Annotated in this window: 26 protein-coding genes and 1 tRNA gene; 11 read left to right on the plus strand and 16 right to left on the minus strand. The window is 66.6% G+C overall.

Annotated features, from left to right (window positions below; translation table 11 throughout):
- Positions 1–5 precede the first annotated feature (5 nt).
- Complete coding sequence (locus ACFVWG_RS29425; RefSeq protein ID WP_391546676.1) at positions 6–1,463, minus strand: glycoside hydrolase family 76 protein; 1,458 nt, start codon at positions 1,461–1,463, stop codon at positions 6–8.
- 92 nt (positions 1,464–1,555) lie between these two features.
- Positions 1,556–2,020, minus strand: a complete 465-nt coding sequence (locus ACFVWG_RS29430) for a hypothetical protein (RefSeq protein ID WP_391546677.1) — start codon at positions 2,018–2,020, stop codon at positions 1,556–1,558.
- A gap of 83 nt (positions 2,021–2,103) precedes the next feature.
- Here ACFVWG_RS29430 and ACFVWG_RS29435 point away from each other — a divergent pair, with 83 nt between their 5' ends.
- Together ACFVWG_RS29435 and ACFVWG_RS29440 are read left to right on the plus strand one after the other, a co-directional pair.
- Positions 2,104–2,922: a tryptophan 2,3-dioxygenase gene (locus ACFVWG_RS29435; RefSeq protein WP_391546678.1), complete on the plus strand. Its 819-nt coding sequence runs from the start codon at positions 2,104–2,106 to the stop codon at positions 2,920–2,922.
- An 11-nt stretch (positions 2,923–2,933) separates the two neighbouring features.
- A complete protein-coding gene (locus tag ACFVWG_RS29440; RefSeq protein ID WP_391546679.1) occupies positions 2,934–3,545 on the plus strand; it encodes a hypothetical protein in 612 nt (203 codons plus the stop codon).
- A 1,220-nt stretch (positions 3,546–4,765) separates the two neighbouring features.
- Here ACFVWG_RS29440 and ACFVWG_RS29445 read toward each other — a convergent pair.
- Complete coding sequence (locus tag ACFVWG_RS29445) at positions 4,766–4,927, minus strand: hypothetical protein (RefSeq protein WP_391546680.1); 162 nt, start codon at positions 4,925–4,927, stop codon at positions 4,766–4,768.
- Positions 4,928–5,071: 144 nt separating this feature from the next.
- On the opposite strand from ACFVWG_RS29445, the gene ACFVWG_RS29450 reads away from it, so the two are divergent.
- Positions 5,072–5,755 (plus strand): response regulator transcription factor, encoded by a 684-nt coding sequence (locus tag ACFVWG_RS29450; protein WP_391546681.1) that lies wholly within the window; start codon positions 5,072–5,074, stop codon positions 5,753–5,755.
- A gap of 1 nt (position 5,756) precedes the next feature.
- Positions 5,757–7,058, plus strand: a complete 1,302-nt coding sequence (locus ACFVWG_RS29455) for a sensor histidine kinase (RefSeq protein WP_391546682.1) — start codon at positions 5,757–5,759, stop codon at positions 7,056–7,058.
- Between the two features lie 35 nt (positions 7,059–7,093).
- On the opposite strand, the gene ACFVWG_RS29460 is transcribed toward ACFVWG_RS29455, so the two are convergent.
- The 4 genes from ACFVWG_RS29460 to ACFVWG_RS29475 all read right to left on the minus strand — a co-directional run bounded on the left by ACFVWG_RS29460 (position 7,094) and on the right by ACFVWG_RS29475 (position 10,593).
- Positions 7,094–7,813: an anti-sigma factor domain-containing protein gene (locus ACFVWG_RS29460; protein ID WP_391546683.1), complete on the minus strand. Its 720-nt coding sequence runs from the start codon at positions 7,811–7,813 to the stop codon at positions 7,094–7,096.
- Entirely contained in the window at positions 7,810–8,415 is a 606-nt protein-coding gene (locus ACFVWG_RS29465) for a sigma-70 family RNA polymerase sigma factor (protein ID WP_391546684.1), read from the minus strand. Before ACFVWG_RS29465 ends, ACFVWG_RS29460 begins: the two co-directional genes overlap by 4 nt.
- Positions 8,416–8,512: 97 nt before the next feature.
- Positions 8,513–9,178, minus strand: a complete 666-nt coding sequence (locus ACFVWG_RS29470; protein ID WP_391546685.1) for a fasciclin domain-containing protein — start codon at positions 9,176–9,178, stop codon at positions 8,513–8,515.
- Between the two features lie 83 nt (positions 9,179–9,261).
- Complete coding sequence (locus ACFVWG_RS29475) at positions 9,262–10,593, minus strand: PLP-dependent aminotransferase family protein (protein ID WP_391546686.1); 1,332 nt, start codon at positions 10,591–10,593, stop codon at positions 9,262–9,264.
- 63 nt (positions 10,594–10,656) lie between these two features.
- Here ACFVWG_RS29475 and ACFVWG_RS29480 point away from each other — a divergent pair, with 63 nt between their 5' ends.
- Positions 10,657–11,253: a DJ-1/PfpI family protein gene (locus tag ACFVWG_RS29480; RefSeq protein WP_391546687.1), complete on the plus strand. Its 597-nt coding sequence runs from the start codon at positions 10,657–10,659 to the stop codon at positions 11,251–11,253.
- 103 nt (positions 11,254–11,356) lie between these two features.
- Positions 11,357–13,843: a X2-like carbohydrate binding domain-containing protein gene (locus ACFVWG_RS29485; RefSeq protein ID WP_391546688.1), complete on the plus strand. Its 2,487-nt coding sequence runs from the start codon at positions 11,357–11,359 to the stop codon at positions 13,841–13,843.
- 279 nt (positions 13,844–14,122) lie between these two features.
- Here ACFVWG_RS29485 and ACFVWG_RS29490 read toward each other — a convergent pair whose 3' ends face one another.
- Positions 14,123–14,377: an RNA polymerase sigma factor gene (locus tag ACFVWG_RS29490; protein ID WP_391546689.1), complete on the minus strand. Its 255-nt coding sequence runs from the start codon at positions 14,375–14,377 to the stop codon at positions 14,123–14,125.
- Positions 14,378–14,466: 89 nt separating this feature from the next.
- Here ACFVWG_RS29490 and ACFVWG_RS29495 point away from each other — a divergent pair, with 89 nt between their 5' ends.
- Complete coding sequence (locus ACFVWG_RS29495) at positions 14,467–14,991, plus strand: RNA polymerase sigma factor (RefSeq protein ID WP_391546690.1); 525 nt, start codon at positions 14,467–14,469, stop codon at positions 14,989–14,991.
- Positions 14,988–15,563: a hypothetical protein gene (locus tag ACFVWG_RS29500; RefSeq protein ID WP_391546691.1), complete on the plus strand. Its 576-nt coding sequence runs from the start codon at positions 14,988–14,990 to the stop codon at positions 15,561–15,563. The genes ACFVWG_RS29495 and ACFVWG_RS29500 overlap by 4 nt, the downstream gene beginning before the upstream one ends.
- A 44-nt stretch (positions 15,564–15,607) precedes the next feature.
- Here ACFVWG_RS29500 and ACFVWG_RS29505 read toward each other — a convergent pair whose 3' ends face one another.
- Positions 15,608–16,015, minus strand: a complete 408-nt coding sequence (locus ACFVWG_RS29505; protein ID WP_391546692.1) for a DUF2000 domain-containing protein — start codon at positions 16,013–16,015, stop codon at positions 15,608–15,610.
- 79 nt (positions 16,016–16,094) lie between these two features.
- On the opposite strand from ACFVWG_RS29505, the gene ACFVWG_RS29510 reads away from it, so the two are divergent.
- A complete protein-coding gene (locus ACFVWG_RS29510) occupies positions 16,095–16,544 on the plus strand; it encodes an Lrp/AsnC family transcriptional regulator (RefSeq protein ID WP_391546693.1) in 450 nt (149 codons plus the stop codon).
- Here ACFVWG_RS29510 and ACFVWG_RS29515 read toward each other — a convergent pair.
- Positions 16,533–17,438 carry a serine hydrolase domain-containing protein gene (locus ACFVWG_RS29515; protein ID WP_391546694.1) on the minus strand — a complete coding sequence of 302 codons (906 nt, stop codon included), beginning with the start codon at positions 17,436–17,438 and terminating at the stop codon, positions 16,533–16,535. The two genes, ACFVWG_RS29510 and ACFVWG_RS29515, sit on opposite strands and share 12 nt — an antisense overlap.
- A 137-nt stretch (positions 17,439–17,575) precedes the next feature.
- Here ACFVWG_RS29515 and ACFVWG_RS29520 point away from each other — a divergent pair, with 137 nt between their 5' ends.
- The gene (locus ACFVWG_RS29520; protein ID WP_391546844.1) at positions 17,576–18,559 is read left to right on the plus strand and encodes a LuxR C-terminal-related transcriptional regulator; all 984 of its coding nucleotides are present in this window, start codon (positions 17,576–17,578) and stop codon (positions 18,557–18,559) included.
- 58 nt (positions 18,560–18,617) lie between these two features.
- Here the strand turns inward: ACFVWG_RS29520 and ACFVWG_RS29525 are convergent, their stop codons facing one another.
- A complete protein-coding gene (locus ACFVWG_RS29525) occupies positions 18,618–20,804 on the minus strand; it encodes a M4 family metallopeptidase (protein WP_391546695.1) in 2,187 nt (728 codons plus the stop codon).
- A 309-nt stretch (positions 20,805–21,113) separates the two neighbouring features.
- On the opposite strand from ACFVWG_RS29525, the gene ACFVWG_RS29530 reads away from it, so the two are divergent.
- Positions 21,114–21,217 (plus strand) — tRNA-Arg (locus ACFVWG_RS29530).
- A 730-nt stretch (positions 21,218–21,947) separates the two neighbouring features.
- Here ACFVWG_RS29530 and ACFVWG_RS29535 read toward each other — a convergent pair.
- The 5 genes from ACFVWG_RS29535 to ACFVWG_RS29555 form a co-directional block, all read right to left on the minus strand.
- Entirely contained in the window at positions 21,948–22,994 is a 1,047-nt protein-coding gene (locus ACFVWG_RS29535; protein ID WP_391546696.1) for a hypothetical protein, read from the minus strand.
- A gap of 228 nt (positions 22,995–23,222) precedes the next feature.
- Positions 23,223–23,654, minus strand: a complete 432-nt coding sequence (locus tag ACFVWG_RS29540) for an Imm1 family immunity protein (protein ID WP_391546697.1) — start codon at positions 23,652–23,654, stop codon at positions 23,223–23,225.
- Complete coding sequence (locus tag ACFVWG_RS29545) at positions 23,651–24,289, minus strand: DddA-like double-stranded DNA deaminase toxin (RefSeq protein ID WP_391546698.1); 639 nt, start codon at positions 24,287–24,289, stop codon at positions 23,651–23,653. Before ACFVWG_RS29545 ends, ACFVWG_RS29540 begins: the two co-directional genes overlap by 4 nt.
- Before the next feature lie 74 nt (positions 24,290–24,363).
- Positions 24,364–24,624, minus strand: a complete 261-nt coding sequence (locus ACFVWG_RS29550; RefSeq protein WP_391546699.1) for a hypothetical protein — start codon at positions 24,622–24,624, stop codon at positions 24,364–24,366.
- A gap of 318 nt (positions 24,625–24,942) precedes the next feature.
- On the minus strand, positions 24,943–25,218 hold the full coding sequence (locus ACFVWG_RS29555; RefSeq protein WP_391546700.1) for a hypothetical protein: 276 nt from the start codon (positions 25,216–25,218) through the stop codon (positions 24,943–24,945).
- Positions 25,219–25,291 lie beyond the last annotated feature (73 nt).

Genomic DNA, 25,291 nt, shown 5'->3' on the forward strand with positions numbered 1-25,291 from the left:
TGCTGTCAGACCGGAGCATTGAGCAGGTCCAGGGCCGACTGCTGGCGCGCTCCATCCAGCTTGTCGACCGGCCCGTACCAACGCAGTCCGTAGTGATCCATTGGTGTCCGGTCGGCGGCGTACGCGCGATCCGCCTGCCGCTTCAGGTACGCCGAGTAGGGGTGATCGGACAGTGCCGTGTTCAGCTTGGTCAGCGCCCGTGCGTAGATGCCCTTGAACGACGGGCCGTCCCCACCGCAATCGCCGCTCTCGCAGGGTTCGCGCAGGATGCCGTCCGCGGTGTGCAACCCGGCCGCGGTCGTCGAGGCGTTCGCGAGTTGACGTGCGGTCGTCAGGTACGTCGAGTTGTTCGTTGCCTTCGACAACTCGACCAGCGCCGCGATCGGCACGCCCTGGTTGTAGGTCCAGGTGGTGTCGCCGTTGTTCTTGCAGGTGGACAGGCTGATGCCGTCGTTGACCAGGTTCGAGCTGTTGATCATCCCGGTCTGCTGGAACCAGGTCCAGCCGCTCTGCGCCCGCTGCAGGTACGTCGTGTCACCCGCGATCCGGTTGTGCAGAGCCGCACTGAGCTGGATGTAGAGCGCGTTGGTGATCGCGTTCTTGTAGGTCTTCGCCTGGCTCCACCACACGCCACCACCGCAGACGTTGTCCCAGTACGCCGCCATGTGGTCGGCGTCGGCCCGAGCCGTCTGCAGGTAACGCGCTTCACCCGTCAGGTCGTACGCCGCGATCCAGGTCAGACCCCACCAGCCGGTGTCGTCGATGTAGTCGTTGCGGAACTGGCCCTGCTGCGCGTTGAGGTTGAGGTCATAGGTCTTGCCGATCGCGTACCGGTAGCTGTTCATCCCGCTGACGCGGATGTTGTCGATCAGCGCGTTCAGGGCGTTGGCGTTGTTCCACCAGCCGGTCGTGCTGAACAGCCCGGTGGACAGGCTGTAGTCCTGCATCAACGCGGTCGCGGCCGCCGTACGGCGATCCCACGCGTTCCACGTCGTCCGGGCCCAGGGGGAGCAGGTGATGTCGGCGCGGTCGCCGGCCTTGCCGCAGACGCGGAGCGCGCCGACGCCGAGGGCGCCCCAGTCGTCGACGTTGTACATCTGCGTCCGCCAACTGGTCTGACCGCTCGGGATCGAGGTGGCGCCGAGCTTGCTGCCGCCGCTCCAGCTGCGGCCGCCGTCCATCGAGCGGTCCAGCCAGACCTCGTCACCGGGGCTGCCGTTCTCGATCGACCCCCAGCCCATCGCATCGTCGTCGTCGAAGTGCAGCCGGAAGGTGCGGCCGAACAGGGTCGACGTCACGGGGGAGCGGTCGCCGGGGGACAGCGCCGGGTCGCGAGCATCGCAGTACTTGTTGCAGATCGTCGCTTGCGGCGCCAAGGGGACCTCCGGGGTCGCGGGCGCGGGCAGTGGTGCACCGAGTGGGGTGATGAGCAGACTGATACTGGAAACGATTCCAACCAACATCACGAAACTCCCTGGGGCGGTAGGGGGTGTGCGGTGAACCGAAAGTAAGTGGCTGCTCTCGCGGCGTCAAGATCATGACGCCATGACTGTGGTCAGGACAGCAGCAGCAAGGCCGTCAGCACGCACAGGGTGAGCACCCCGGTACCGGCCAGGGCGACCCGGCGACCACGCCGGCAGCGCCGGACGATCGCCGTACGGTCGAGGTCGATCGCGCACGGATCGAAGTCCGCGGGGTCAGCGGGAGCGAACACACTGCCCAGTCGCTCGAGAACCGACCGGTCGGCCGCCTGCAGGCTGGCCTCCTGAACGACGCGCCGCCGCAGGAACCCGCGCGGGTCACGCTCCGGCAGCGGCAGGCCGGGCGGCAAAGCACTCTGTACGACGCGGTGCGCGGCCGCGATCCGCCGCGCCCGGCTGATCGACGGCGGCAGGATCATATAGGCCAGGCGGGCCAGCGACCGGTAGTCGTCCAGCAGCAGCGCCTCGACCATCGGCTCTTCCCGCGTCGGGCCCTGGACGGGTCCGGGGACCAGCGGTGTCTCAACCGTCGCGGTCAATGCAACTCCTCGTTTCGGCGTACCCCAGGTCCAACGAGCCAATCCCTGACCGGTCACGAACCGCCTGAGTTATCGTCTGGGCCATGGCTGATGAGGTTGTTGCGGGGCGTTGGGGTGGGGTCGAGGTCAACTTCGGCGAGGAGGGTGGCCGGCTGACCTACGGCAGTTACCTACGGTTGCCGCAACTGCTCGACCAGCAACGGCTGGAGTCGAATCCGCCGGCTCACGACGAGTTGCTGTTCATCACGATCCACCAGGTCTACGAGCTCTGGTTCAAGCAGGTGCTGCACGAGCTGACCGCTTCCCGGAACGCGATGCTGAACGACGAACTGTGGCTCGCCCAGCACCTGCTCCGCCGCGTGCACACGATCGAGCGCACCCTCACCCAGCAGGTCGACATCCTCGAGACGATGACCCCGCAGGACTTCGGCGAGTTCCGGCACCGCTTGTCACCGGCCAGCGGGTTCCAGTCGGTGCAGTTCCGCGAGATCGAGTTCCTGTCCGCGGCCAAGGACCCGTCCTTCGTACGGCGATTCCGCGGGCTGACCGATGCTGAAACCGCCCGCCTGGAACTCCGGCTCGACGAACCCAGCCTGTGGGACGCGTTCCTCGTCGTACTGGAGAAAGCCGGCTTTGCTACCGACTCCGATGAGTCGATCAGCGACGCGCTGCGGAAGGTGGCCGGTGATCGCGCCCACTACGGCGCTGTCTGGGAGCTCGCCGAGGCCCTCGTCCAGCATGACGAGCTCGCGGCCGCTTGGCGCGCGCGGCACGTCGTCATGGTCGAACGGATGATCGGTACCAAGCCCGGCACCGGTGGATCGTCCGGAGCGACGTACCTGCGCAGCCGTCTCGATCTTCGTTACTACCCGTTGCTGTGGGATCTCCGCTCCAGCCTCTAACGTCGGGCCCCATGAGGCTCTACTCGCAAGTCGGCGGACAGCGGTTCTGGCAGCTCTTCGGCGACCTGCTGCTGGTCGGCTGGATCTACGTGTGTGTGAAGGTCGGCCTGCTGGTCTTCCGCATCACCAACGCCCTCGGTACCCCCGGCCGCAAAACCGCCGAAGCCGGCGACGGCCTCGCTGAAGACCTCCGCCGCCTCTCCGACCCGATCGGCAAAGTCCCCGTCGTCGGCGACGACCTCCGCTCACCAGTCGACGGCGCCGCCGCAGCCGCCGCCCGCCTGGCCCAAGCCGGCCGCGACCAGGCCCACGCCGTCGAACAACTCGCCTACGTCCTCGCCGCCGTCACCATCACCCTCCCGATCTTGTTCGCCCTCCTGATCTGGCTCCCGCGCCGCCTCCGCTTCATCCGCCGCGCCAACGCCGCCCAACGCTTCATCGACAACGCCGCCGACCTGGACCTCTTCGCCCTCCGCGCCATGGCCAACCAGCCCATGCACAAACTCGCCCGAATCTCCGACGACCCAGTCACCGCCTGGCGCTCCGGCGACTCCGCCGTCATCCGCCAACTAGCCACCCTCGAACTCCGCACCACCGGCCTAAAACCACCCCCACCCACCTAACCCACCCACCCCGCCGCCAAGCGCCACCCCCACCCGAGTGGATAGCCCCCGACCCAGGGGGTTGCCCCACCACCTCCCAGTGGGCAACCCCCCCACCCCGGTGGGCAACCCCCCAACTTCACTGGGCAACCCCCGACCCAAGGGGTTATCCCTCCACCTGGTGGGTTGCCCGGCCAAAATCCCAATGGGCAACCCCCCACCCCAGTGGGCAACCCCGCACGTCGAGGGGCAACCCTCGATCCGAAGGGTTATCCCTTCAGTTGGTGGGTTGCCCGCACGAAATCTCAGTGGGCAACCCATCAGGTGAACGGGTATCCCCTGAGCTGGAGGGTTGTGCCGGGCTCGGGGACCTTCGCGTGCGGATGACGAGGGCGCTCCGCTCGAGCCGGTACGACGTTGAGCACGGCTCAGCCATTTCGCCGCCCCGAAAGTGGTTGGCGGGTGCTCAAGGTGGGCGGGGCGTTCGACCTTGAGCACGGTTCAACCACTTCGGCGGGTATCGCGTGGTTGAGGGGTGCTCAAGGTGAGCCGGTACGACGTTGTGCGCGGCTCAGCCATGTGACCGGCGCGAAAGTGGTTGGTGCGTGCTCAAGGTGACTCGTCTGGGGTTGTTGGCTGCGTTATGGGTGAGTTTTTCGTCGTCTGGACCCGAAAAACTCACCGATAGCGCGAACTTCGGGCGTCTCGTACATCAGCCACAGCCCGGAAGCCCTGGCAACGTGCAGTTCGGTCGCTGACCTCGCCATCCCCCTCAGCCATGTGCTTGGTGCGCCCGAAGGCTTCAGTCGACCGCCGGAGGCGGTCGGGCTGCGCGGCGGGCCAGGTACGCGACTCGGCCGGCCACGTCGCGCTGTGATTGAGGTTGGCTTCGGCCGATTGAAAGACGGGGTGGCTGGGCGATGCGGTGGCTGAGGGGGATGGTTCGGTCGGCGACCGAGGTACACGTTTGCCTTGGGCTGACGGGCTTTGGTTGCGGTCCGGGAAAGACGCCCCGCGGGTTAAGCGTTGCCTGGGGCGACGGGCTCGGATGCGGTTCGGGATAGGCGCTCCGCGGGTTGCGCGTTGCTCGGGGCGACGGGCTTTGGTTGCGGTTCGGGAAAGACGCTCCGCGGCGTAAGCGTTGGCTGCGGCTGACGGGTTTTGGTTGCTGCGCTAAATCAGGGGATATCTGTTCAATGTGCTGGTTCTCCCCTCAAAATTTGAGGGGAGAAGGGGCGGTTTCAACGGATATCCCGCCAAATGGCGAGGGACCTGAGCCGCGGCCGGCAACTACCGCGGCGGCCGCGGCGGCGACCGCGTCCGATACGGCGGGCCGCGGCGACCGCGTCCGGTACGGCGGCGGCGTCGGCGGCCCCGTCGAACCCCGCAACGTCCGAAGACACGCCGACTGTGTACTCGGATGCTTCGGACGTTAGGGGGAGGCGAGCTCCACCCGTCACCCTGCGGGCTGGGCCGTGTGGTTGGGGGGAACCGCCGATTTGGGTGCTCAGGCAGGGAATTGGGGGCGGACTGGATACGCTCGGGGTATGGCTCGGGTGTTGTTGGTTGAGGACGACGATGCGATTCGTACGTCGTTGACGAAGTCTCTGACCGCGGTGGGCCATGTGGTGACGGCGGTGGCGGGTGGGGCTGAGGGTGTGGCGGGGGTGGCGCGGGAGCGGCCTGAGGTGGTTTTGCTGGATCTGGGGTTGCCGGATCTGGACGGGCGCGACGTGCTGGCGATGGTTCGGTCGGTGAGTGATGTGCCGGTGATTGTGGCGACCGCGCGGGATGATGACGCGAGCGTGGTGAAGCTCCTGGACGCCGGTGCTGACGACTATGTGATCAAGCCCTACAGCTCGGCCCAGATCGACGCTCGCATCAGAGCGGTCCTGAGACGACTAGGCACCGACCAACAGGACGTGACGGTCGATGTCGGTCCGCTGAAGATCGACCCGCGGAGCCGCGAGGTCACCCTTGACGGGCAACCGGTAGACCTGACTCGCAAGGAGTTCGACCTCCTGCTGGCGCTCTCGAGACGACCAGGGGCGGTCGTGAGCAAGCGCGAGTTGCTGGCCGAGGTGTGGGGCCTCCCGTGGGGCGGCGGAGACCGGACCGTCGACGTTCACCTCTCCTGGTTGCGACGCAAGCTTGGCGAGACTGCCGCAGCGCCGCGACTCCTGCATAGCGTCCGCGGCGTGGGCGTGAAGCTCGCCGTACTGGAGACCTGAAGTGCGCCGCCGGATTCTGCTGCTCTCGGTTGGACTGACCACGCTCGTCGTGATCGGGTTCGCCGTACCGCTGATTCTGCTCCTGCGCAGTACGACGGCGACCGAGTCCAAGGAGAAGGCCCGCTACCGCGCCGAGGCGGTCGCGTACTACGTCGGCGACAAGGACCACACCAAGGACGACATCGCGGCCTACATCCAGGGCGTCGCCAACGACGGTCCCGGCCGGATCTCGGTACGGCTCAACGACGGTACGACGCTCGGCCAGGCCCCGCCCGGCGGCGTCTCGCCGCCAAAGGACGCACCGGTCGGCGACGGCGATGATGACGACCACAAGGGCCCGCCGAAGATCGGGGACGCCGACTATCGCAACATCAACGGCGGCCTGGCCGTCGAGATCGACGTCGGCACCCAGCAAGGTCCCGCCTCGGTCTGCCTGTACCTCACCGGCGATCAACTCCACGCCGGCCTGATGCCGCGCGTGCTCGTCGTAGCCGGAGCTGGCCTACTCGTCCTGCTCCTCAGCATCGTCGGCGCCGAATTCGTCTCCCGCCGCCTCGCCCGCCCGCTGGAAGAAACAGCCGGTACGGCGGAACGCCTGGCCGGCGGTGATCTCGAGGCGCGAGCCCCGGTCACCGGGCCGGCGGAAGTGGCCAAGGTAGGTGCTGCCCTCAATCGCCTTGCGGATCGCATCGACGAGGTCATCGCCGTCGAACGCGAATCCGTGGCCGATCTCTCTCACCGGCTCCGCACACCCCTGACCGCGCTCAGACTTCAGGTCGAGGCACTCCCGGATCGCGAAAGAGCCGAGGAGCTCAACACCCAAGTCACCAGCCTCGAACGCACCCTGACCGCAGTCATCAGCGCCGCACGACGACCGCAGCGCGAAGGACGCGTACCGCATTGCGACGCAGTCCAGGTGACCCGCGACCGCGCCGCGTTCTGGGAACCGCTCTTCGAGGACCAAGGCCGCGACCTCACCCTCAACCTCCCGGATCCACCCGCGATGGTCCGGTCTGCACCTGAGGATCTGGCCGCAGCTCTGGACGCCCTCGTCGAGAACGTCGTCGCACACACCCCCGACGGCACACCGGCCCGGATCACCTTGCTGCGCATAGAAAACGCCGTACGGATCACTATCGCGGACGAGGGCCCGGGGATCCCGCTGGGTGCGGGGGAGCGTGGTCGCAGCGACCGCGGTTCGTCCGGCCTCGGCCTCGACATAGCCCGCCGCTATGCCGAGGCCACCGGGGGCCACCTCACCATCCGCCGCAATGAGGTGGTCCTGACGTTGGCAGTTCCCTAACGGCTATAGACCCGAGCCCAGTCCACGTCGGAGGATCAGGTCATCTCGACCGCGGCCACCGGAGTCGTCGTCGGTGCAGCGGAACCACCCGAAGGCTCCTCGGTCAGACCGAATGTGGTCTGTCCGACGACACCACCCTGGATCACGGTCGCGACATCACCCGACGTGAGCCCGATCGAACGAGCGTTCTGCGCGGCGTCCATCAGCCACATCTGCCAGACCTTGCCACTGGGCGGCTTGTGCAGTTCATGCAGTACGACGACCACCGCGTCGGCGCGGGCGGACATCACCACGGTCGCTTCCCCACCGCCCTTGACGGAGCCATGCGAGGTCTTCGCATCCGGCTGGGCGAGAACCGCAGCCATCTGCTTGTTGGCCTGCACCGCCGCGTTCTTGTCCCGGTACTGGTCGACAGCAACTCCGCCGGCCCCCGCGATCACCAGCGCTGCTGCGGCCAGGGCGAACACCGACCGGCGGCTATAGCGCTTGGCTGCGACGACATCCGTCGTACCGGCGACCACTGGGGGCAGTTGGCGGACGTTCTCGATCGCCTGCATCACGTTGACCTTCAGGTGCGGCGGCGGGACCGTCTCGACCTGAGTCGCGAGCTTGATCGCGGTCTCGCGCAGCTCGGACACCTCGGCGGTGCAGAACTGGCACTCGGCCAGGTGGGCCTCGAAGCGGGTCCGCTCGTCCTCGGGCAGTGCGTCCAGGACGTAGGGACCGGTGAGAGTGTGCACGTCTGGTTCGGTCATGGCGTACCCCCCTTGGTGGTTCCGAGGCAGTCACGGAGCCGGATCAGACCGTCGCGCATTCGGGCTTTGACGGTTGGCAGTTTGGCGTCGAGTTGCTGGGCTACTTCGAGATAGGTGTAGCCGTTGTAGTAGGCGAGCGCGATCGATTCCCGTTGCAACTCGGTCAGGGTGCCGAGACAGCGCCGGACCTGCTCGGCCTCGAGCCGGGTGGTGACGGTGTCGGAGACCTGGTCGAAGTCGACCTCCATACTGCGGGCCCCGACCAGGTCGGTGCGATCGCTCGCGGCCTGTTCGGAGCGGACCCGGTCGACCGCCCGGCGATGGGCGATGGTGAGGATCCAGGAATGCGCCGAACCGCGGGCGGCGTCGAACCGGCTGGCGGTCCGCCAGATGTCGATCATCACTTCCTGCGTCACCTCCTCCGACTGGGCCGGGTTGCGCAGGACCCGCCGGACGAGTCCGTAGACCCAAGGGCTGATCCGGTCGTAGAGCGTGCTGAACGCCGCGGTGTCACCACCGGCGGTGCGGGCCAGCAGATCGGCGTCGGTGACGCCTGGCCGGGACCCGTTGCCCGGCCAGGGGAGTGCGGTCGGTTCGCTCACGCTGTTGTTTCCTCTGTTCGACCCTCATGGTGGTCCCGGACCGGTGCCCACGGCAACTGCACGGGACACCGGTCCGGCGTACTACGGGGGTTGCTGGTCAGGCGGCCGGGGGCATCAGGACCGAGTCGATCAGGTACACGGTCGCGTTGGCGGTCTTCACGCCGCCGCAGATCACGTTCGCGTTGTTGACCTTCAGGCTCTGACCCGAACCGGTAACGGTGAGCTCCTGCTTCTCAGCGGTCATGTGCTTGCCGACGACCGCGGTGGGGTCGAGCTGGCCGGCCACGACGTGGTAGGTCAGGATCTTGGTGAGCAGGGCGTCGTTGGTCTTGAGGGTGTTGATGGTCTTGGCGTCGATCTTCTTGAAGGCGTCGTCGACCGGCGCGAAGACGGTGAAGTCGCCGCCGTTCAGCGTCGAGACCAGGTTGACCTTCGGGTTGAGCTTGCCGGAGACGGCGGCCACGAGCGTGGTCAGCAGCGGGTTACCGGCGGCAGCGTTGGCGACCGGTACGGCGGCCATGCCGTCGACCGAGCCGGCGCCGGTCGGGTTGGCCTTGGCGTAGGCCTCGCAGCCCGGGCCGACGAGGCCGGCGGCGTTGTCCATCGAGGCTTCGCTGGACGGTGCGCTGGTCGGCGCGGAGGTCGGCTGCGACGCAGCGGGGGTGTCGGTGGCCTTGTTGTCGTCACTGCCACACGCAGCGGTCGCCAGAACAAGGGCCAGAGCAGACGCGGCGAGGCCGGCGCGGACGATCTTACGAGACATGACGATCTCTTTCCTGAGCTGAGGGAGTGTGAACGGTGCCGCTCACATCTGCTCTTCGAGACTGCTCAGGCTCCGGATGGGTGTCAGTGCGCAGCGTCTTTTGCGACTTCTTCCCGAACCGCTTGTACGGCGTGCTCCAGCTGGTCGAGCGGGACCGACCCGATCGCCAACCGGAGTGCCTGCGGTACGACGGGCGTGGTGGCGAACGGTGCTGCCGTGGAGACCGCGACGCGGCGCCCGGCCAGTGCGGCCACGATGCGGTCCGGCCGGGTATTAGGTGGCAAGGGCAACCATCGGACGTACGACGACGGGTGCCCGATCGACGGCAGGTCACCCAGCGCCGCCAGCGTGATCGCCTGCCGCTCCTGAGCGTCCGCCCGCTTCTGAACCTCAAGCCGATCGACCGTGCCGTCCTCCAACCACCGGCACGCGATGGCCGCGGTCACACCCGGCGTCTGCCAGGTCGTCGCCATGATCACGCGTTCGATCGCCGACACGAGTCCGCTGGGCGCAACGACGTACCCGATCCGCAGTCCGGTCGCGACGCTCTTCGACAAGCCCGACACATAGACCGTCAGTTCGGGCGCGAGCATCGCCAGCGGTGGCGGCGCGTCCTCGGCCAGAAACGCGTACGACGCGTCCTCGATCACGGCCAACTCATAGCGCCGAGCGATTGCAACCAGCCGTTCACGCGCTTCACCGGGGAGCACCCAACCGAGCGGATTGTGCAGTGTGGGCATCGCATACAGCCCGCGCACGCGTCGCCGACGGCACAACTCATCGAGCGCATCGAGATCGATCCCGCTCGTCGAAGCGGGCAGCGGCGCAAGCTCCAGCCCGAGCGTCCGGGCCAGCACGATGAACCCTGGATAGGAGATCGCATCTACCGCGATCACATCACCCGGCTGGAACATGGCCATCGCCGAGACCGCCAACCCGTGCTGGGCGCCGTTCACGATCAGGACCCGCTCCCGACCAACGGTCAGCCCACGCCGCCGTACATGCTGTGCCACCGCCTCCCGATCCTGCGTGCGCCCTCGATGCGGCTGGTACCGCAGCAGCGCATCGAGATCCCCGGCCGCGGCGAGCTCTCGCAATGCCTGCCGCAGCAGATCCGCCTGCCCCGGTACCGAGGGCGAGTTGAAGCTCAGATCGATCGCATCGACAGCCACCGACCGCTGATCGAATTCGTCAACGGTCGCCAGATCACGCACGAACGTGCCCCGGCCCTGCTCGTTGCTCACCAGCCCCATCGCGGCCAACTCGGCGTACACGCGGGACGCGGTCACTAGTGCGATCCCCTCAGCCGCGGCCAGCTCCCGATGCGTGGGCAGGCGCGATCCGGCGGGCCGGTGTCCGCTGCGGATCTCGGCCGCCAGCGCGTCGACCAGCCCCTTGTACTTCGGTGTCCGCATCCTCGCATTGTATGCAGGACAATTTGTGGATCGTCATGGATCGATCGGCGTACCGTCCGAGCCATGCACACCGCGATCCTGACCTTCGACGGCTACAACGAACTCGACTCCCTGATCGCTCTGGGCGTCCTGAATCGGGTCCCCGGCGCGCGCGTCTCCATCGCGAGCCCGACCCCGCGGGTGACCTCGATGAACGGCGTCACCATCGACGCGGCGATCGGTCTCGAAGAAGCCTGTACGGCGGACGCCGTGATCATCGGCAGTGGTCGCAAGACCCGTGAGGTGGTCGAGGATCCGGAGATCATGGCCATTCTGAAGGGGCTCGACCCTGAGCGTCACCTGCTGGCGGCGCAATGCTCCGGCGCACTCGTCCTGGCCAAGCTCGGCCTGCTGGACGACGTACCGGCGTGTACCGACGTGACCACCAAGCCCTGGGCCGTCGCGGCCGGTGTTGAGGTTCTCAATCAGCCGTTCTTCGCGCGCGGCAACCTGGCGACTGCAGGCGGTTGTCTGGCATCGACCTATCTGGCCACGTGGACGATCGCCCGGCTCTACGGTCTGGATGCGGCCACGGAAGCGATGGACTATGTGGCTCCGGTGAGCGAAAAGGACGACTACGTGACCAGAGCACTGCGGAACGTCACGCCGTACCTGCTCTGAGAAACTGAGGTCATCGGATTTCCTATCGGATCTTGACGGACTTACTTAACCCGATCAAGATTCCCATATCCTATCCGATCCGCCAGGCAGAAGGTCGCCGCTGATGACCAGATCCATACGCGCCAAGGCATTACGAGGCGTGGTCGCCACGCTCGTCATCGCCGCACTCATTCCAGCCGGTTCGGCAGTGACGTCGTCCGCGGCTCCGCTGCCAGGCCCCGGAGCCGTGCCCAAGGCCGCTTCGCAGCAGGGCGCCGTACCGCAGGCTCCTCTTCCGTCCAACGTCACGGTGGTTCCTGGTGGGCCAGCGGGCGCGCAGGCGGACAAGCCGTACATGGGCTGGAGCAGCTACAGCATGCAGGTGTACGCCGGGAACGGCGGTACCTGGATCAACGAGAAGCAGATCAAGGCGCAGTCCGACGCGATGCACGCCAAGCTGCAGCCGTACGGCTACAACCGGATCAACATCGACGCCGCCTGGAACGACGGGATCGACGCCTACGGCCGGCCGACCCCGAGCGCGAAGAACTTCCCGAGCGGCTTCCAGACCCTGATCGACTACATCCACAAGCAGGGCCAGAAGATCGGGATCTACGCGATCCCCGGCATCGGCCAGCAGGTGATCGACGCGAACCTGCCCGTGTACGGCGCGCCTGAGTGCAAGACCGGTGACCTTCCGGTCCGGCCGTTGCAGCAGGCCGACTACTGGGGGATCGGCTACAAGATCGACTTCTCCAAGCCCTGTGGACAGAAGTACATCGACTCGATCGCGGACCTGCTCGCCTCCTGGGGCGTCGACTTCGTCAAGTTCGACAGCGTGACCCCGGGCTCGGGCGTCAGCAACCTCACGCTGGACGCGCGCGACGACGTCAAGGCCTGGTCGACCGCGCTCGCCAAGCACAAGATCTGGCTCGAGCTGTCCTGGGCGCTCGACATCAACTACGCCGACTACTGGAAGCAGTACGCGAACGGCTGGCGGATCGACTGGGACGTCGAGTGCTACTGCGAAGGCGTCGCGCTGACGGCCTGGCCGAACATCAGCCGGCTCTTCCCGAAGCTCGCCGACTGGTGGCGGCACGCCGGCCCCGGCGGCTGGAACGACCTCGATTCGCTCGACGTCGGCAACGGCCAGATGGACGGCATGACGAAGGATGAGCGCCGTACGGCGGCAACGTTGTGGGCCGTGTCGGCCGCCCCGATGTACACGGGCAATGACATGACGCGGCTCGACCAGTACGGACTCGACTTGCTGACGAACCGCGAGGTCATCGCGGTCAACCAGGCCGGCCGTCCGGCACACCCGGTCGCCACCACGTCGAACCGGCAGGTCTGGTACGCGCTGAACGCCGACAACAGCTACACCGTGGCCCTGTTCAACCTCGGCCAGACCGACGCGAACATGACCGCGGCCTTCGCCGACCTCGGGCTGACCGGCTCCGCGAAGGTCCGGGACCTGTGGGCCAAGAAGGACCTCGGCACGTTCAACGGCAGCTTCACGGCGAACGACGTACCGATCCATGGCACGCGGCTGTTCAAGGTGACGCCGCAGAAGAACTCCACGATCAAGGTCAACGACGACGACCTGCGCGTCTCGTACGACGGCGCCTGGCAGCGCAACGGCAACTACGAGGTGCCTGCCACCACCGAGCCGCTGAACGTCACCATCTCCGACACCGCCGGCACCAGCGCCGCGGGTGCGGCCAACGCGGGCACTCGGACGCTCGAGGTCAACAACGACAACTCGCAGATCGTCTACACGGGTTCATGGAGCCGCAGTTCGGGTCGCGGGCTCGGCGACTACCAGGACGACGTCCAGTACTCCGAGACCAACGGTGACTCGTTCTCGTACAGCTTCGTCGGGAACGGCGTCGACTACGTGACCGAGACGCACAACTCGCAAGGCGAGGTGGACATCTACATCGACGGCCAGCTCAAGCAGACCGTCAACACCTACCAGGCCGATGGCCGTGGTGCGCAGCAGGTCGTCTACAGCATCTCCGACCTGCCGAACGGCGCCCACACCATCCGCGGTGTGAAGAAGTCCGGCCAGTTCATGCTGGTCGACAAGCTGAACATCCGCCAGGAAAGCCTGCTCAACCCCGACAAGGCCACCTTCAACAAGGCAGCACCGGCCGACGTCAGCATCGAGATCAGCCGCGACCCCAGTGAACTGGCCGGCATCGGCGCTCTCGTGAAGGGCACCGACTACACCGTCACCGGCCGCACCGTCACCATCAAGAAGGAGTACCTCGCGAAGCAGGCCGTCGGCGCACTGGCCCTCGACTTCCGCTTCCGCGGCGACTACCTGAACGACGTCCACGCCACCACGGCGAACGGCGCCTCAGCCTCCTTCACCTTCACCGGTACGTCGGTCGACTGGTCCACCGCCCTGGCCCCCGACCAGGGTGAAGCCGACGTGTACCTCGACGGCAAGGTCGTCCGCCGCGTCAACCTGCACGGCGACGCCCGAGTCACCAACCGCCAGGTCTTCACCGCCACCAACCTGGCGAACACCCAGCACACCCTCAAGATCGTGAAGGTCTCCGGCGAAGCCCTCCGCCACGACACCTTCACCTACACCATCAAGTAACCCACCCCCTCGAACGCCGGGACCAGCCCACGCTGCTCCCGGCGTTCGCCTGCCTAGCGTCCGAAGGTATGCAGCGCATGGTCAGCGTGTCTTCGGACGTTCGGTGGATCCCAGCCATGGCCGGAATACCGTGCGCCGCCCAGGTGCACGCGCCCGCGCCACCAGTGGTGGCGTGAGACACCTTGTCGTTGCTGGAGACCTGTTGCTTGAAGTCTCGAGCCCCAACTTCCTGTCTCCGGCCACCAGTGGTGGCCGGAGCCCTGACCGCGGTCAGAGCGGCTAACGTCCGCGAACACGCCGACCACGTGCTGCGGTTGTTCGGACGCCCGCGCGCCGGCGCCAGGCGTGCAGGAAGACCGCCGAGGTCAGGTCCTCGGCATCACTCCGCGAGGCGGTGCGCCGGTACAGAAAGTTGTAGATCGCGCGCGCATGCCGGTCGTACAGCTGCCCGAAGGCCTCCGAACTCCCGGCCGCGGCCCGTTCCCACAACTCCCGGTCGCCCGCCGTCATGATCAGTCCATCCTGCCTGCCCATGGCCCCCTCTGTGTCGGGATTCGCGACGAGGTTCCCGATCCGGGTGCGAAACTTTGAAAGAATCGACGACGTGCCGGACAGGGGGAGACGTGACTTCCCTGCGTGAGGCCCGCTTCGAGGCGCTGGTGCGTGCGGTCGGCGAGCCGTTGCACCGCTATCTGGTACGACGGGCCGACCCTGCCGCGGTCGACGACGTACTGGCCGAGACCATGCTCGTCCTCTGGCGACGGATCGACGACGTACCGCAGCTGGAGGAAGTGCTGCCGTGGTGCTACGGCGTCGCCCGCGGCTGTCTCGCGAACGCTCGCCGGGCCGAGAAGCGCCGGCTGCGGCTGGTCGACAAACTCGCGCGGACAACGCCAGCCTCCGCGCCCGCCGAACATGACCAGCTGTACGACGCGTTGCGCACCCTCGGTGAGCTCGATCGCGAGGTCGTGCAGTTGTGGGCGTGGGAGGGGCTGGCGCCGCAGGGGATCGCCGAGGTGACCGGCCTGACGGCGAACGCGGTGAGCATTCGGTTGCATCGGGCAAAGAAAAAGCTCGCCGCCGAGCTAGAACGAAAGAACGGCGGCACGGCCGGACAGGAACAGGTCAAGAGAGGGAGTGAGCTGTGAACGACGACGAACTGCTGGCCCGGCTGCAGGCCGCCGACCCGGCATCGCGTGCTCCCCGACCCGACCTCGATCGCCTCCTGGAGACCACGATGACCACCGATACCGAAACCCGGCCCAGCACGACCACCCGCCGCCGCTGGATCCCGGCCGCCGCCGCGGTCGCTCTGATCGCTGCCGCTGCCCTCGTCTGGGGCCTGGCGCCGAACGACCACCCGCCGACCGCCGCGACCCCCGTCCCTGCGGTGAAACTGACGCTGGCCGGCGGCGCCGCCGGCAAGTGCCGCGCCCCGGAGGTAGCCGACTTCAAGGACCTACCGGTCGCCTTCGAAGGCCAGGTCACCGCCATCAAGGGCGACCTGGTCACGCTGAAGGTGGCCCACTGGTACCGCGGCGGCCCAGCCGAAACCGTCGAGGTCCAATCGATGCCCGAAGACGTCGCCACCCTGCTCGGCGTCGACTTCACCGTCGGCGACAGCTATCTCGTTGCCGCCAGCAACGGCCAGGTCAGCACCTGCGGCCACAGCGGTCCCAGCGACCCCGACCTCCGTCACCTCTACGAACAGGCCTACTGAGTCCTTTCCTTCTGGACGAGCGTTTGCCGCACTGGCACCAACTGTCACCGATAGAGCGGTAGGGCGCCGACCAGGGAGTCGATCGCCTTCTTGGGCCCGTGCAGCCCGAGGCCGAGGTACTCGATGTCGTCCGGCTTGGTGCCGGCCAGGGTGTCGGCCATCTGTGCGTACGTGCGGGCCTGCTGGGCGACCTGGTGCATCTCGTGTACGACGACCTCCGGGCGAGCGGCGGCCTGATCGCGCAGTTCGTGCAACCGCTCGCCGGAGGCCCGCAGTACCGGAATCGGACGGGTACACATGCCGGTGTGCTGGTTGCCTGCGGCATCGACCGTGTCCGGGCCGACGATCTCGTCGTGTCCGTGGCCGAGGGCCACCCCGAGCAGCGCGGCGGTGTTGAGGGCGACCCCGACCGGGGTGTCGGTCGAGATCACCACGACCAGCTTCTCTGTCATGCCGGGCAAGGTATCCGTTCGTCCGGCCGATTTCGCAGAGGACCGAACATCGTTCGGCAGATCTGCGAAACTGGTGTCCATGGACGAACTTGATACGGCGCTCCTCCGGCTCCTGCAGCAGGACGCGCGCCGGACGAACCGCGATCTCGCCGCCGCCCTCGGCATCGCGCCGTCGACCTGCCTCGAGCGCGTCCGATCACTCCGCGACCGCGGCGTGATCAGCGGCTACCACGCCGCTGTCGACCTGAAGGCCATCGATCGCGCCACCCAGGCGATCATCTCGATCAAATTGCGTCCCCAGGCGATGGCCGTCGCCACCGCCTTCCAGGACTACGTGATGCAACTCCCGCAGACCCTGGCCATGTTCATGGTCTCCGGCGCCTCCGACTTCCTGGCCCACGTGGCGGTCAAGGACACCGAGGCCCTTCGTGACCTGGTCCTCGACCTGGCCAAACGCCAAGAGATCGCCGACATCCGCAGCTCGATCGTCTTCGACCACCACCACCGCACCACGGTCCTACCCCTCTAGGCGGTTCAGAACCAGGCGGTGCAGGGCTTCCAGGAGCTTTCGGTCGTCTTCGACGTGTGCTGTCACGGTGATGGCGGCACGCGCCGAGGGGCTGATCAACGCGTACTGGCCGTAGCGGCCGTCCATCCGGTAGGTGTCGCCTTCGTCGATCCAGACACCGAGTCCGTAGCCGTGTGTCCAGCGCCCGCCGTAGTCGAGGTCGCTGGTGTCGACTGCTTCGGCGGTCATCCGGCGTACATAGTCTGCGGGGACGAGTTGGCGGCCTTCCCATTCGCCGTTCTGCAACAGGAGTTGGGCGAAGCGCGCGAGCTCGTGAGTGCGCAGGAAGAGGTCGCTCTCGGCGAACGGGTATCCGTTCGGGCAGGTGTGCCAGGCCGGGTTGTGCAGGTCGAGGGGTGCGAACAGCCGCGGCATCAGGTAGGCGCGCACGTCGGCGCCAGTGACGCGGGCGATGACACGACCCACGGCGTACGGACCCGATCCCGTGTAGGAGAACGCCGTACCGGGAGGTGCGCTGAGCGGGGCGGCAACGATCTCGTGCAGCAGGTCGGCCGCGTCGATCCGCACGTCGGCGAACCACTCGTGACTCGTCCCGCTCGTCATCGTGGTCAGCTGGCGCAGGGTCACGCCCTCGACCCCGTCTGCCGCGATCGCCCGCAACTCGGGGAAGTGATCCAGCAGCCGATCGTCCAGGCTCAACCGCCCCTCGGCCGCCGCCATCCCCAACGCGACCGACGTGAACGTCTTCGAGACCGAGTACAGATTCACCCGGTCATCGGACCGCGTCCGCGCCTCGATCAGCGGCGATCCGTCCTGGTGAACACAGATCCCGTACAGACCGAGCTCGTCGTCACGGTTCGCCTGCAGAAAGTCGTCCAGAAGTTCGGCGGTCACGCCCGGAGGGTATCGCGCGCAGCGGCGGACGACGGGGCGTGACGACGCGTGTGGGTTGGGTGAGCGCGCTGCTCGCCTGGTGAGGCTGAGCGCCGTGACCCTCGCGCAGCGGGGGTTGGAGGTGGTAGTACGTGCAGATGAAGTTGTCCTCAGCCCCCATCCTCTCGGCCGCCGCGGAGCCGCTCTACCGGGCCGCGGTCGTGAGTGGGAGAACGACTCTCGAGGACCTGGCCGAACGCGCCGGAGTCGACCGCGCCACGGCTGCGCACGAGGTGGAACAGTTGGCTGCCATCGGTCTGCTCGACGTGCGGGACGGGGCGATCGAAGCAGTGGCTCCCCGGATGCCGTTGGAGCAGGTCGCGGCCGAGCATGCGAAAGCTGCTGATGCCGCTCGCGGGCTCGCCTCGGTCTTCGCCGAGATCTGGAGTGAGGCCGGCGACCGGCTGAACTTCGTCGAGGTGATCGCCGACGAGGCGCGGATCAACGCCGTCGAGGCCAAGCTGATGGATGACACGGCCTCGACCGTCGACGGTCTGTGTATCGGCCCGGTGTCGCCGCGGAAACTGCAACCCGGGATGACGATCCCGCGGCCCAGGGTGGCGGTCGGATTCCTCGAGGCCATGGAGCGCGGCGTCCGGGGGCGCGGGCTGTACGGCGTGTCGGTTCTCGAGGACTTCGAAGGCCTTGCCGCCGTCCACCAGTGCATCGCGGCCGGCGAGCAGGCGCGCGTCTTCGCGCAGGTGCCGCTGAACCTGATGCTGTTCGACGACAAGCGTGCCTTCATCACGGTTCCGGGCCAGAAAGGCGCGCGGCGGTCAGCAATCGTCGTTCATGAGTCCGGCCTCCTCGACTCGTTGGTCAGCCTCTTCGACGTCTTCTGGCAGATGGGCGTGCCGTTGTCGGCGGAGTCCCAGGTGGTCGACGCGCTGGATGGTCCGGGGCCTGAGGAGCAGCAGTTGCTGTCCTACCTCGCCGCCGGCCTCACCGACGAGGCGATCGCCCGCGATCTGGGTGTGAGCGCCCGCACCGTCGGCCGGCGGATCGCCCGGCTTGAAGAGGTGCTCGGCGCCCACAGCCGCTTCCAGTTGGCCGTCCAGGCGAGCCGTCGGGACTGGATCTGAGCAGCCGCAGTGGCACCTCGTCGAGCCCCGTGGGATCGAGGAGGTGCCACTGCCGCGATCACTCAGACACGGAAGCGGTGAATGCGCCGGATCCGGAGTCGGCCTTCACCACGAGGCGGTAGTTGCCCGCCGTGTTGTTGTAGGTGAACGACTCGTCCGGGTTCGGGGTGATGCCCTGGGCAACGGTCACCCAGGAGAATCCGGACTGCTTCTGCAGGTAGACGTCGAAGTCGGCGCCGGTCGGCCCGTCGAGGCAGACCTTGAGCTGACCCGCATCGCTGTCGCTGAAGGCGGCGAACGTCTTGCTGCCGCCCGCGGTGAGGGTGCCGCTGTACTTGAGGTCGCCGACGCACGACCCGCCACCGCCGACGGCGGAGACGACCCACGAGAACGACACGCTGGCCGTCTTGCCCGCGGAGTCCGTGACCTTCGCCGTCACCGAAGAGGTGGCCGCGGTGGTCGGGGTACCGGAGATGAGACCGGTCGAGGCGTTGACCGTGAGACCGGCCGGGAGACCCGTCGCCGACCACGAGTACGGCGTGCTGCCGCCGGTCGCTGCGAGCTGCAGCGTGTCAGCGGTCCCTGCCGTGCTCGTCTGCGAGCCCGGGTTGGTGACCGTCGGGGAGCCCGGGTCGGGGTTTCCCGCGCCACAGGTCTCGCTCGTCGCCGCGACCGCGATGGCCGTGAACGCCTTCTCGACCGCTTGGCATTCTGCCGAGCCCTGGCCGTACAGGTCCTTGGCGGACTTGATCGCACCGGTGCGGGCGTCGGCGTACTTGGCCGACGACGTGAGGTACGTCGCCAGTGTGCGGTACCAGATCTTCTCGGCCTTCGCGTGGGTGATGCCGGTCACGGCTGCGGCGCCGGAACAGGTGGGGGAGTCGTAGCTCTTCCCGTTGATCGTCTTGGCGCCCGAGCCCTCGGACAGCAGGTAGTACCAGTGGTTGAGCGGGCCCGAGGAGTAGTGCGGGTCGAGGCTGCCCAGCGTCGAGGACCAGCAGTCCTTCGACGAACCGTCCTTGCTCGGCTTGTCCATGTAGCGCAGCGGTGTGCCGTTGCCGTGGATGTTGATCAGTTCACCGATGAAGTAGTCCGGTACGTCGTTGGGGTTGTTCACGTAGAACTCGACAGCGGTACCGAAGATGTCGGAGTTCGCCTCGTTGAGGCCGCCGGCCTCGCCGGTGTACACGAGTCCCGCGGTGTTCTCGGTGACACCGTGGCTCATCTCGTGCGCGGCGACATCCAGTTCGGTGAGCGGAGCGTTGTTGCCCGCACCGTCGCCGTACGACATCTGCGTGCCGTCCCAGAACGCGTTGACCATCGCGTTGGCGAAGTGGACGCGCGAACGCGCACCGCGGCCGTCGTTCCAGATGCCGTTCCGGCCGAGCTGGGTCTTGTAGTAGTCGAACGTCTTCTGCGCGCCGTAGAGCGCGTCGACAGCAGCGGACGCGCGGTCGGAGTTCGCCCCGGTGCCCCAGTTGTCGTCGGCGTCGGTGAAGAGGTCGCCGTCGGGGCCCTCACCGGTGTTGGGATCGCCTTGGTTGTGCACGTCGGTGGCCGTGTTGCCCGTCGTGTCCCGCATCTCGTAACCACCACCGGACTTGGCGGAAGTAGCGATGGTGACGTTGCCGGAGAAGAGCCCGTCGCCGGTACCGGTCTTGATCTCGTCGTCGCTCGACAGTACGGCGCCGGTAGCGGCGTCGACGTACGTGTGCAGCCGGGTCGGAACCTGGTTGGCGCGAATACCGGTGGTCAGTACGTCGTACGCGAGCTTCGGCCCCTGGTCGGTGACGAAGACGACCAGTTCGTTGCCCGCGGTCTTCTCGTCCTTGGTGGCCTGAGCCGCAGCGACTCCCTTGGCCTGGGCCGCCGCCTTGGAGATCTTCGCGGTCCGCGACGCCGGAGCGATGCTCTTCCGGCCGAGGTTGTAGGTAACCTCCTCGACCCCGCCCTTCGCGTCCTTGTGGGCAACGAGGTCACCACCGATGACACGCAGCCCGTCCAGCTTCCGCTCGTACCGCACGTGCGTCCCACCGTCGGCATCCTCGATGACCGACTTGACCGTCAACGTCTCACCCGCGGCCAGCCCGAGCTCCGACGCGCTCGCCGGGGCGTGCGCCTGCTCAGTGGCAACCAACGATTCCGAGGCCTGGCTGACGCCGCCGCCGACGAGCGCCGACGACACCACCGCTCCAACCACCAGGAGACCGCCTGCGGCGGTCAACCTGCTCTTCTTTCGATCCACAACTGCTCCTTAGGCGGGGTCGACGATCTGCCGACCTGATGCGCGCCCGCCGCCTCTGGGGGAGGCCTCGACAACGACAGGCGCTTGGGGTGCTCCGAGTTTGTGGATCCCCGTCGATCAGCGGAAGGCGTCGTCGTGGCCGAGATCGGCACCGCCGATTTACGACACCGTTGCCAAAGGCACCGAGGCGAGTGTGGGCGCCGGCGTACCGAGTAACGGGTAGTAGTCCCCGGATTTCCGTCAAGGACTGCCCGGCACGCGGGGCGACTCACCGCTGATCGAACCACTACCCGTCCGTCGGTACGCCCCGGCGCTGCGCGGCTCAGCTCACAGCCGCTTTGAGCTCTTCCTTGTGCAGGTTGAGCCAGGTTTCGAACGACTGCAGGTGCGGGTTCAACTCCCGCACGGCGTCCAGCTCGCGGTTGCCGGTGAAGGCTTCGTGGTTCTCGGCGTAGTACTGGAACTCGCTGATCAAACCGGCGCTCGGCAAGCTGCGCGTTGCATGTCGCCCCTCGTTGCGCCGAGCAGGAGTGCGAGTTGCTGGCGGCGACGAAGGGATTGGTCCTCGGGGAGCCTGCGATAACGAGAAGGCCCCGGGGCCGACAGTTGCCTGCCCGAGGCTTCCTACGTGTCAGGGCTGTCGACTGCCCCTGCCAACCAGATCTTTGATGATCTGGCCGAACAGCCGGATCAACTTACGTGCATGATCTTGGTCAGACGGGGGGGAGGGTGAGCGACCGCCACGCGATCGCACAACCGACAACGACGATGATCGTGATGGGCATCGCCAGCACAAGCATCATCATTACCGCCGCGTCCACTGGACGCTCCCAAAACAACACCTGCATACAGTTCATGAATGTCCTTCCGCGGAAGGCTTGATTCATGACTGCTTCTACAACGGCGCGGCTAGTCTGCCACGGGCGGGCGGCTGCGCCAATGGTTCAATCATCTCGCGACGTGCCGGGCGGGCGGTCATCCATCACCGCGTCCAGTTCGGTCCACCATCGCCGTCACAGGCGTGGCGTCGACTTGTGTCGGAGTGGAGCATTGCCGACTTCATCGACTAGCTGGAGAGAGCCTGCTGAGGCGGGCTCTCGAATTAGACTAGGCCACATTCTTGAGGCTGCTTTGGCGCCGTCATCACGCGCGGGACGTCGGCAAGTCTTCATCCGCGATATGGATAGGATGGCCGGCCCGCTGCCGGGCTTGTCGGGCCTGTTCTTCCGTGAGTTGGACGCGGGTCACGTTGGTGTCGTCGAGGTCGGTGACCTTCCGGTCGCTGTCGGTCATTCGTATAGAGGTCGTGGGGTGGCTGGCCCCCTGGCTAACAACGATCATGGCCTCCTGGTCCAGGACTGTGGCCTTTGCGACTGCATAGTCGACTTCCTGCAGTTTGTGCCACGACAGAGGCATCGGGATCACCCGTAGCTGGGCGGCGTAGGCAATCTGAACCGTGGCGATCCGCGGTAGCTCGGCTGCGGCGGGCGGTCCGTTCGGCATCAGATGCACTGTCGTCTGGTGTCCTGTACGGGGATGTCTTGCGAGCACAGGTTCAAGCTGGACACGCAGCCAGTTCGAGTCCTCTCCTGCAAGTACCGTCGCCGATCCGAGCGTTGCGGGGTCGAGGAATTGGTGGAGTTCGCGCGCAAGCGTCTCGACTGTGCACAGCTGTGCCCCATCGCTGGCAAACAAGAGTGTCTCGTGACCAAGTTCGATCTCGAAGAGCTCACCATTCTCAACGCGGCATTGCGCGCGCACGTCAACCTCGCCGGTCCAGGTGACTTCTCGTGCCTCCGCCTGAAGTCCGAGATCTGCAAGCGGCCCTGTCGCGGAGATCTCCTGCCCAGGAGTCACTAGTTCGACTCCGAGCTTGGCTGCGAGCCTCTCTGCGCTCTCTGTGAAGCCGCTGGCCGAGACCAACACCGTCTGGTGAATCGGCAGTCGGCTGTGCTTGTTTGCCGCCTGCTCCACCCATTCGACGCCCTGCCGGCGTTTGTGTTCCCGAGCCTCGATGCCGATCGTCAGTTCCTGTCCTGCGACGGTGCCGGTGATCAGTACGTCGACTTCACGCGGCTCCCCGGTGATGCGGTCGGCCAGGATCGCCGACTCTCTCACAACGGCGTCGGCGGCGATGTGCTTCTTCACGAAATAGACAATGGCCTGAAAGTCGTTGGTGCGGGCTGGCATACCGCGATTGTAAGTCCGCCATTCCTGGACTTTGTCCCGTCGGCGCTGTGGAATCTCGGTACTCGGCAGGTTGAGCGCTATGAACGTGGGCAGTCGCTACCGAGCCGATCCGAAGGAGCTGAGTGACGCGCAGGTCCTCCGCGGCCCAAATCGATCTGCGTCAGCCGGGGTAGTTCTGCCGCCTTGTGGGGTTTCGCACACGCCGCAGGTGTGGCAAGCCGAGCTTTGTCAGGGAATAGGGGCCCAGACAAAGTTCTGGGGGCGCTCTCCGGCGCGGAGCATGTCCTGGAGGGCGGACAGGATCTCGGGGAGGTCTACCTCGGAGTCTTGTGGGAAGTACTCGTCGTAGCCCTGGCAGAAGTAGACGACCTGGTCACGGGCGCTGGCTCGGCCGACTGCGTAGAACTGTCCGTCGCGGTCGGTGTAGGCGAGGCTGCCGGTTTTGGTCTTGGGGTCTACGCCGATGCAGAGTTCGTGGTCGGCGAGGCCGTCGGCGTCCTTGGGGCGCTCGTTGATGTAGAGCATCGCGGCGGTCGAGTCGGCGGAGCGGGTTGCTTCCTGGAGGAGGTCGTCGAGGAAGGCGGAGGCGGTCTGGTCGTCGGTGATCTGGACGGGCTCGCCGGGCTTGTAGTTCGCCGTGATGGTGTATTCGTAGGTCATGACTCTGGCTCCCTAGCCTTGAACAGTTTCTCGTAGCCGTCCGGACCGAAGACCCTCAACGTCGACCCCGGTGGCAGGAACCGGGGGAGCAGTTTATCGCAGCTCCAGTTGACCTCGTCGCACGGTTTCTTGTTGATATACAGGGTTGCGTGGCTCAGTCTGCGGCTACGCATTTTCATGGCGAACTTGATTTCGACGTGGTGACTTCGCTTGAAGTCTGGCCAGCCTTTCTCGCGGCACAACTCGCGGGCGCGGTCGCGCATGTCGTCGTACCCACTGACGATCGTGACCTCGCTGCCGTCGTCGTCGACGCCGATACCTGTCGTCGGATCACCATCGTTTCGGATCGGGACACGCTTCCAGAGCACTGGATCGCGCTGGGACGGTGGGTTGCCGCCGATCGGCACGGTAGGTCTCGGTGTTGCGGTGCGCTCGCCGGTCACCATCTGCTCGACCCAACTGCGAGCGCGTGGCGGGACGCGTCCGGCGTACTCGGCTGCCTCCTCGCATGCCCGGGCTGCCGCATCGAGCTGTAGTGCTGCCGTCCGGGCAGCAGGGTTGCTCGACCCGAAGGCAGCCAGATATGCGGCCTGCTCTCTGCATTGCCCAGCTGTGCGCAAGAGGTAGTTCGTCATGTCCGGGATGCGATCGACGCACGCGAGTAGCTCCGAAGCAACCCGCTGCAACTCCGAGGGCATGACGACGTCGGCTAGATCTGATCCGCGTAACTCTTGCAGCCATGTGCGGCGATCTGCAGAGCCTCAGTGGCTTGCTCGACGGCCATGCCGGCGGCGTCGAGCAGCTGGCTGATGTCGGCGTCCGCCTTCGTGGCTGAGCCTTGAATCAAGGCCAGTACGTGCGCGCTGCTCTGGGAGAACCGTTGCTTGTAGGTGCCCAGGCTCGCTGCTCCTTGAGTCGCCTCGGTGGCAACCTGGTGAAGCTGGGCTTTCAGCTGTTGGATCTGTGACATCGGAGTCTCTTTCGGTCGGGCGGAACCTTCTGACGGCTCGAACTGGCCCTCTGCTGTGCCCGGTCGGCTGCGCTCGGAGATCTCCGCCAGAGAGCTCCGGGCGGTACGACGTTGCCGAGCGGGCACAGCATCGGACGGAACCACCCGACGTAGGCAGCCTCGGGGCTACTCGCACCTAGATCGGGTGGTCCGTGGAACGGCGGAACGGGCGTGGAGAGATGCCACCGTCCGTGAGGAGACGGCTGAGGAGAGAATTGGCCAGCGCGCCCGCTCCGCCTGCTTGGTTGGGCCACCTGCATTGCAGAGTCGGCCCGAATGTCACCCGGACGTTGTGTCCTGGGCGATTAGCACCTCGATTCCTCGGCTCAGGAGATCGCGGCGAACTTCGAGCGGATTGTTGAATCCGGCGAAATGGAGGAGGCTGGGCACGATGAGGTACGGCTCGTCGGCCTCTAACAGGGCGTCGATGCAGGCCACGAGCTGGGCTGAGGCGCGGTCGAGTTCTTCCTCGTAGATCGCGTCGACCTCGATCCCTCTGGCCGCCGCGCATCTCGCGATCTGCTGGCGTAGAGAGTCGACCTCGGTGGCTGACATCAGGAATCCTTTCCTGAGATAGCCGCAGGCAAGGTGTGTACCCATCGTTTCCCCGTTCAGAGTTGCTGGCGGT

The sequence above is a fragment of the Kribbella sp. NPDC058245 genome, assembly GCF_042882005.1.
Taxonomy (GTDB): Bacteria; Actinomycetota; Actinomycetes; order Propionibacteriales; family Kribbellaceae; genus Kribbella.

Bases quoted from the DNA above. Each gene is read 5' to 3' on its own strand.
- ACFVWG_RS29540 (WP_391546697.1), bottom strand. From the start codon at position 23,654: ATGACCTACGAATACACCATCACGGCGAACTACAAGCCCGGCGAGCCC.
- ACFVWG_RS29505 (WP_391546692.1), bottom strand. From the start codon at position 16,015: ATGACAGAGAAGCTGGTCGTGGTGATCTCGACCGACACCCCGGTCGGG.
- ACFVWG_RS29435 (WP_391546678.1), top strand. From the start codon at position 2,104: ATGGCTGATGAGGTTGTTGCGGGGCGTTGGGGTGGGGTCGAGGTCAAC.
- ACFVWG_RS29470 (WP_391546685.1), bottom strand. From the start codon at position 9,178: ATGTCTCGTAAGATCGTCCGCGCCGGCCTCGCCGCGTCTGCTCTGGCC.
- ACFVWG_RS29535 (WP_391546696.1), bottom strand. From the start codon at position 22,994: ATGCCAGCCCGCACCAACGACTTTCAGGCCATTGTCTATTTCGTGAAG.
- ACFVWG_RS29480 (WP_391546687.1), top strand. From the start codon at position 10,657: ATGCACACCGCGATCCTGACCTTCGACGGCTACAACGAACTCGACTCC.
- ACFVWG_RS29475 (WP_391546686.1), bottom strand. From the start codon at position 10,593: ATGCGGACACCGAAGTACAAGGGGCTGGTCGACGCGCTGGCGGCCGAG.
- ACFVWG_RS29425 (WP_391546676.1), bottom strand. From the start codon at position 1,463: ATGTTGGTTGGAATCGTTTCCAGTATCAGTCTGCTCATCACCCCACTC.
- ACFVWG_RS29485 (WP_391546688.1), top strand. From the start codon at position 11,357: ATGACCAGATCCATACGCGCCAAGGCATTACGAGGCGTGGTCGCCACG.
- ACFVWG_RS29450 (WP_391546681.1), top strand. From the start codon at position 5,072: ATGGCTCGGGTGTTGTTGGTTGAGGACGACGATGCGATTCGTACGTCG.
- ACFVWG_RS29555 (WP_391546700.1), bottom strand. From the start codon at position 25,218: ATGTCAGCCACCGAGGTCGACTCTCTACGCCAGCAGATCGCGAGATGC.
- ACFVWG_RS29550 (WP_391546699.1), bottom strand. From the start codon at position 24,624: ATGTCACAGATCCAACAGCTGAAAGCCCAGCTTCACCAGGTTGCCACC.
- ACFVWG_RS29520 (WP_391546844.1), top strand. From the start codon at position 17,576: ATGAAGTTGTCCTCAGCCCCCATCCTCTCGGCCGCCGCGGAGCCGCTC.
- ACFVWG_RS29440 (WP_391546679.1), top strand. From the start codon at position 2,934: ATGAGGCTCTACTCGCAAGTCGGCGGACAGCGGTTCTGGCAGCTCTTC.
- ACFVWG_RS29545 (WP_391546698.1), bottom strand. From the start codon at position 24,289: ATGACGAACTACCTCTTGCGCACAGCTGGGCAATGCAGAGAGCAGGCC.
- ACFVWG_RS29490 (WP_391546689.1), bottom strand. From the start codon at position 14,377: ATGGGCAGGCAGGATGGACTGATCATGACGGCGGGCGACCGGGAGTTG.
- ACFVWG_RS29510 (WP_391546693.1), top strand. From the start codon at position 16,095: ATGGACGAACTTGATACGGCGCTCCTCCGGCTCCTGCAGCAGGACGCG.
- ACFVWG_RS29460 (WP_391546683.1), bottom strand. From the start codon at position 7,813: ATGACCGAACCAGACGTGCACACTCTCACCGGTCCCTACGTCCTGGAC.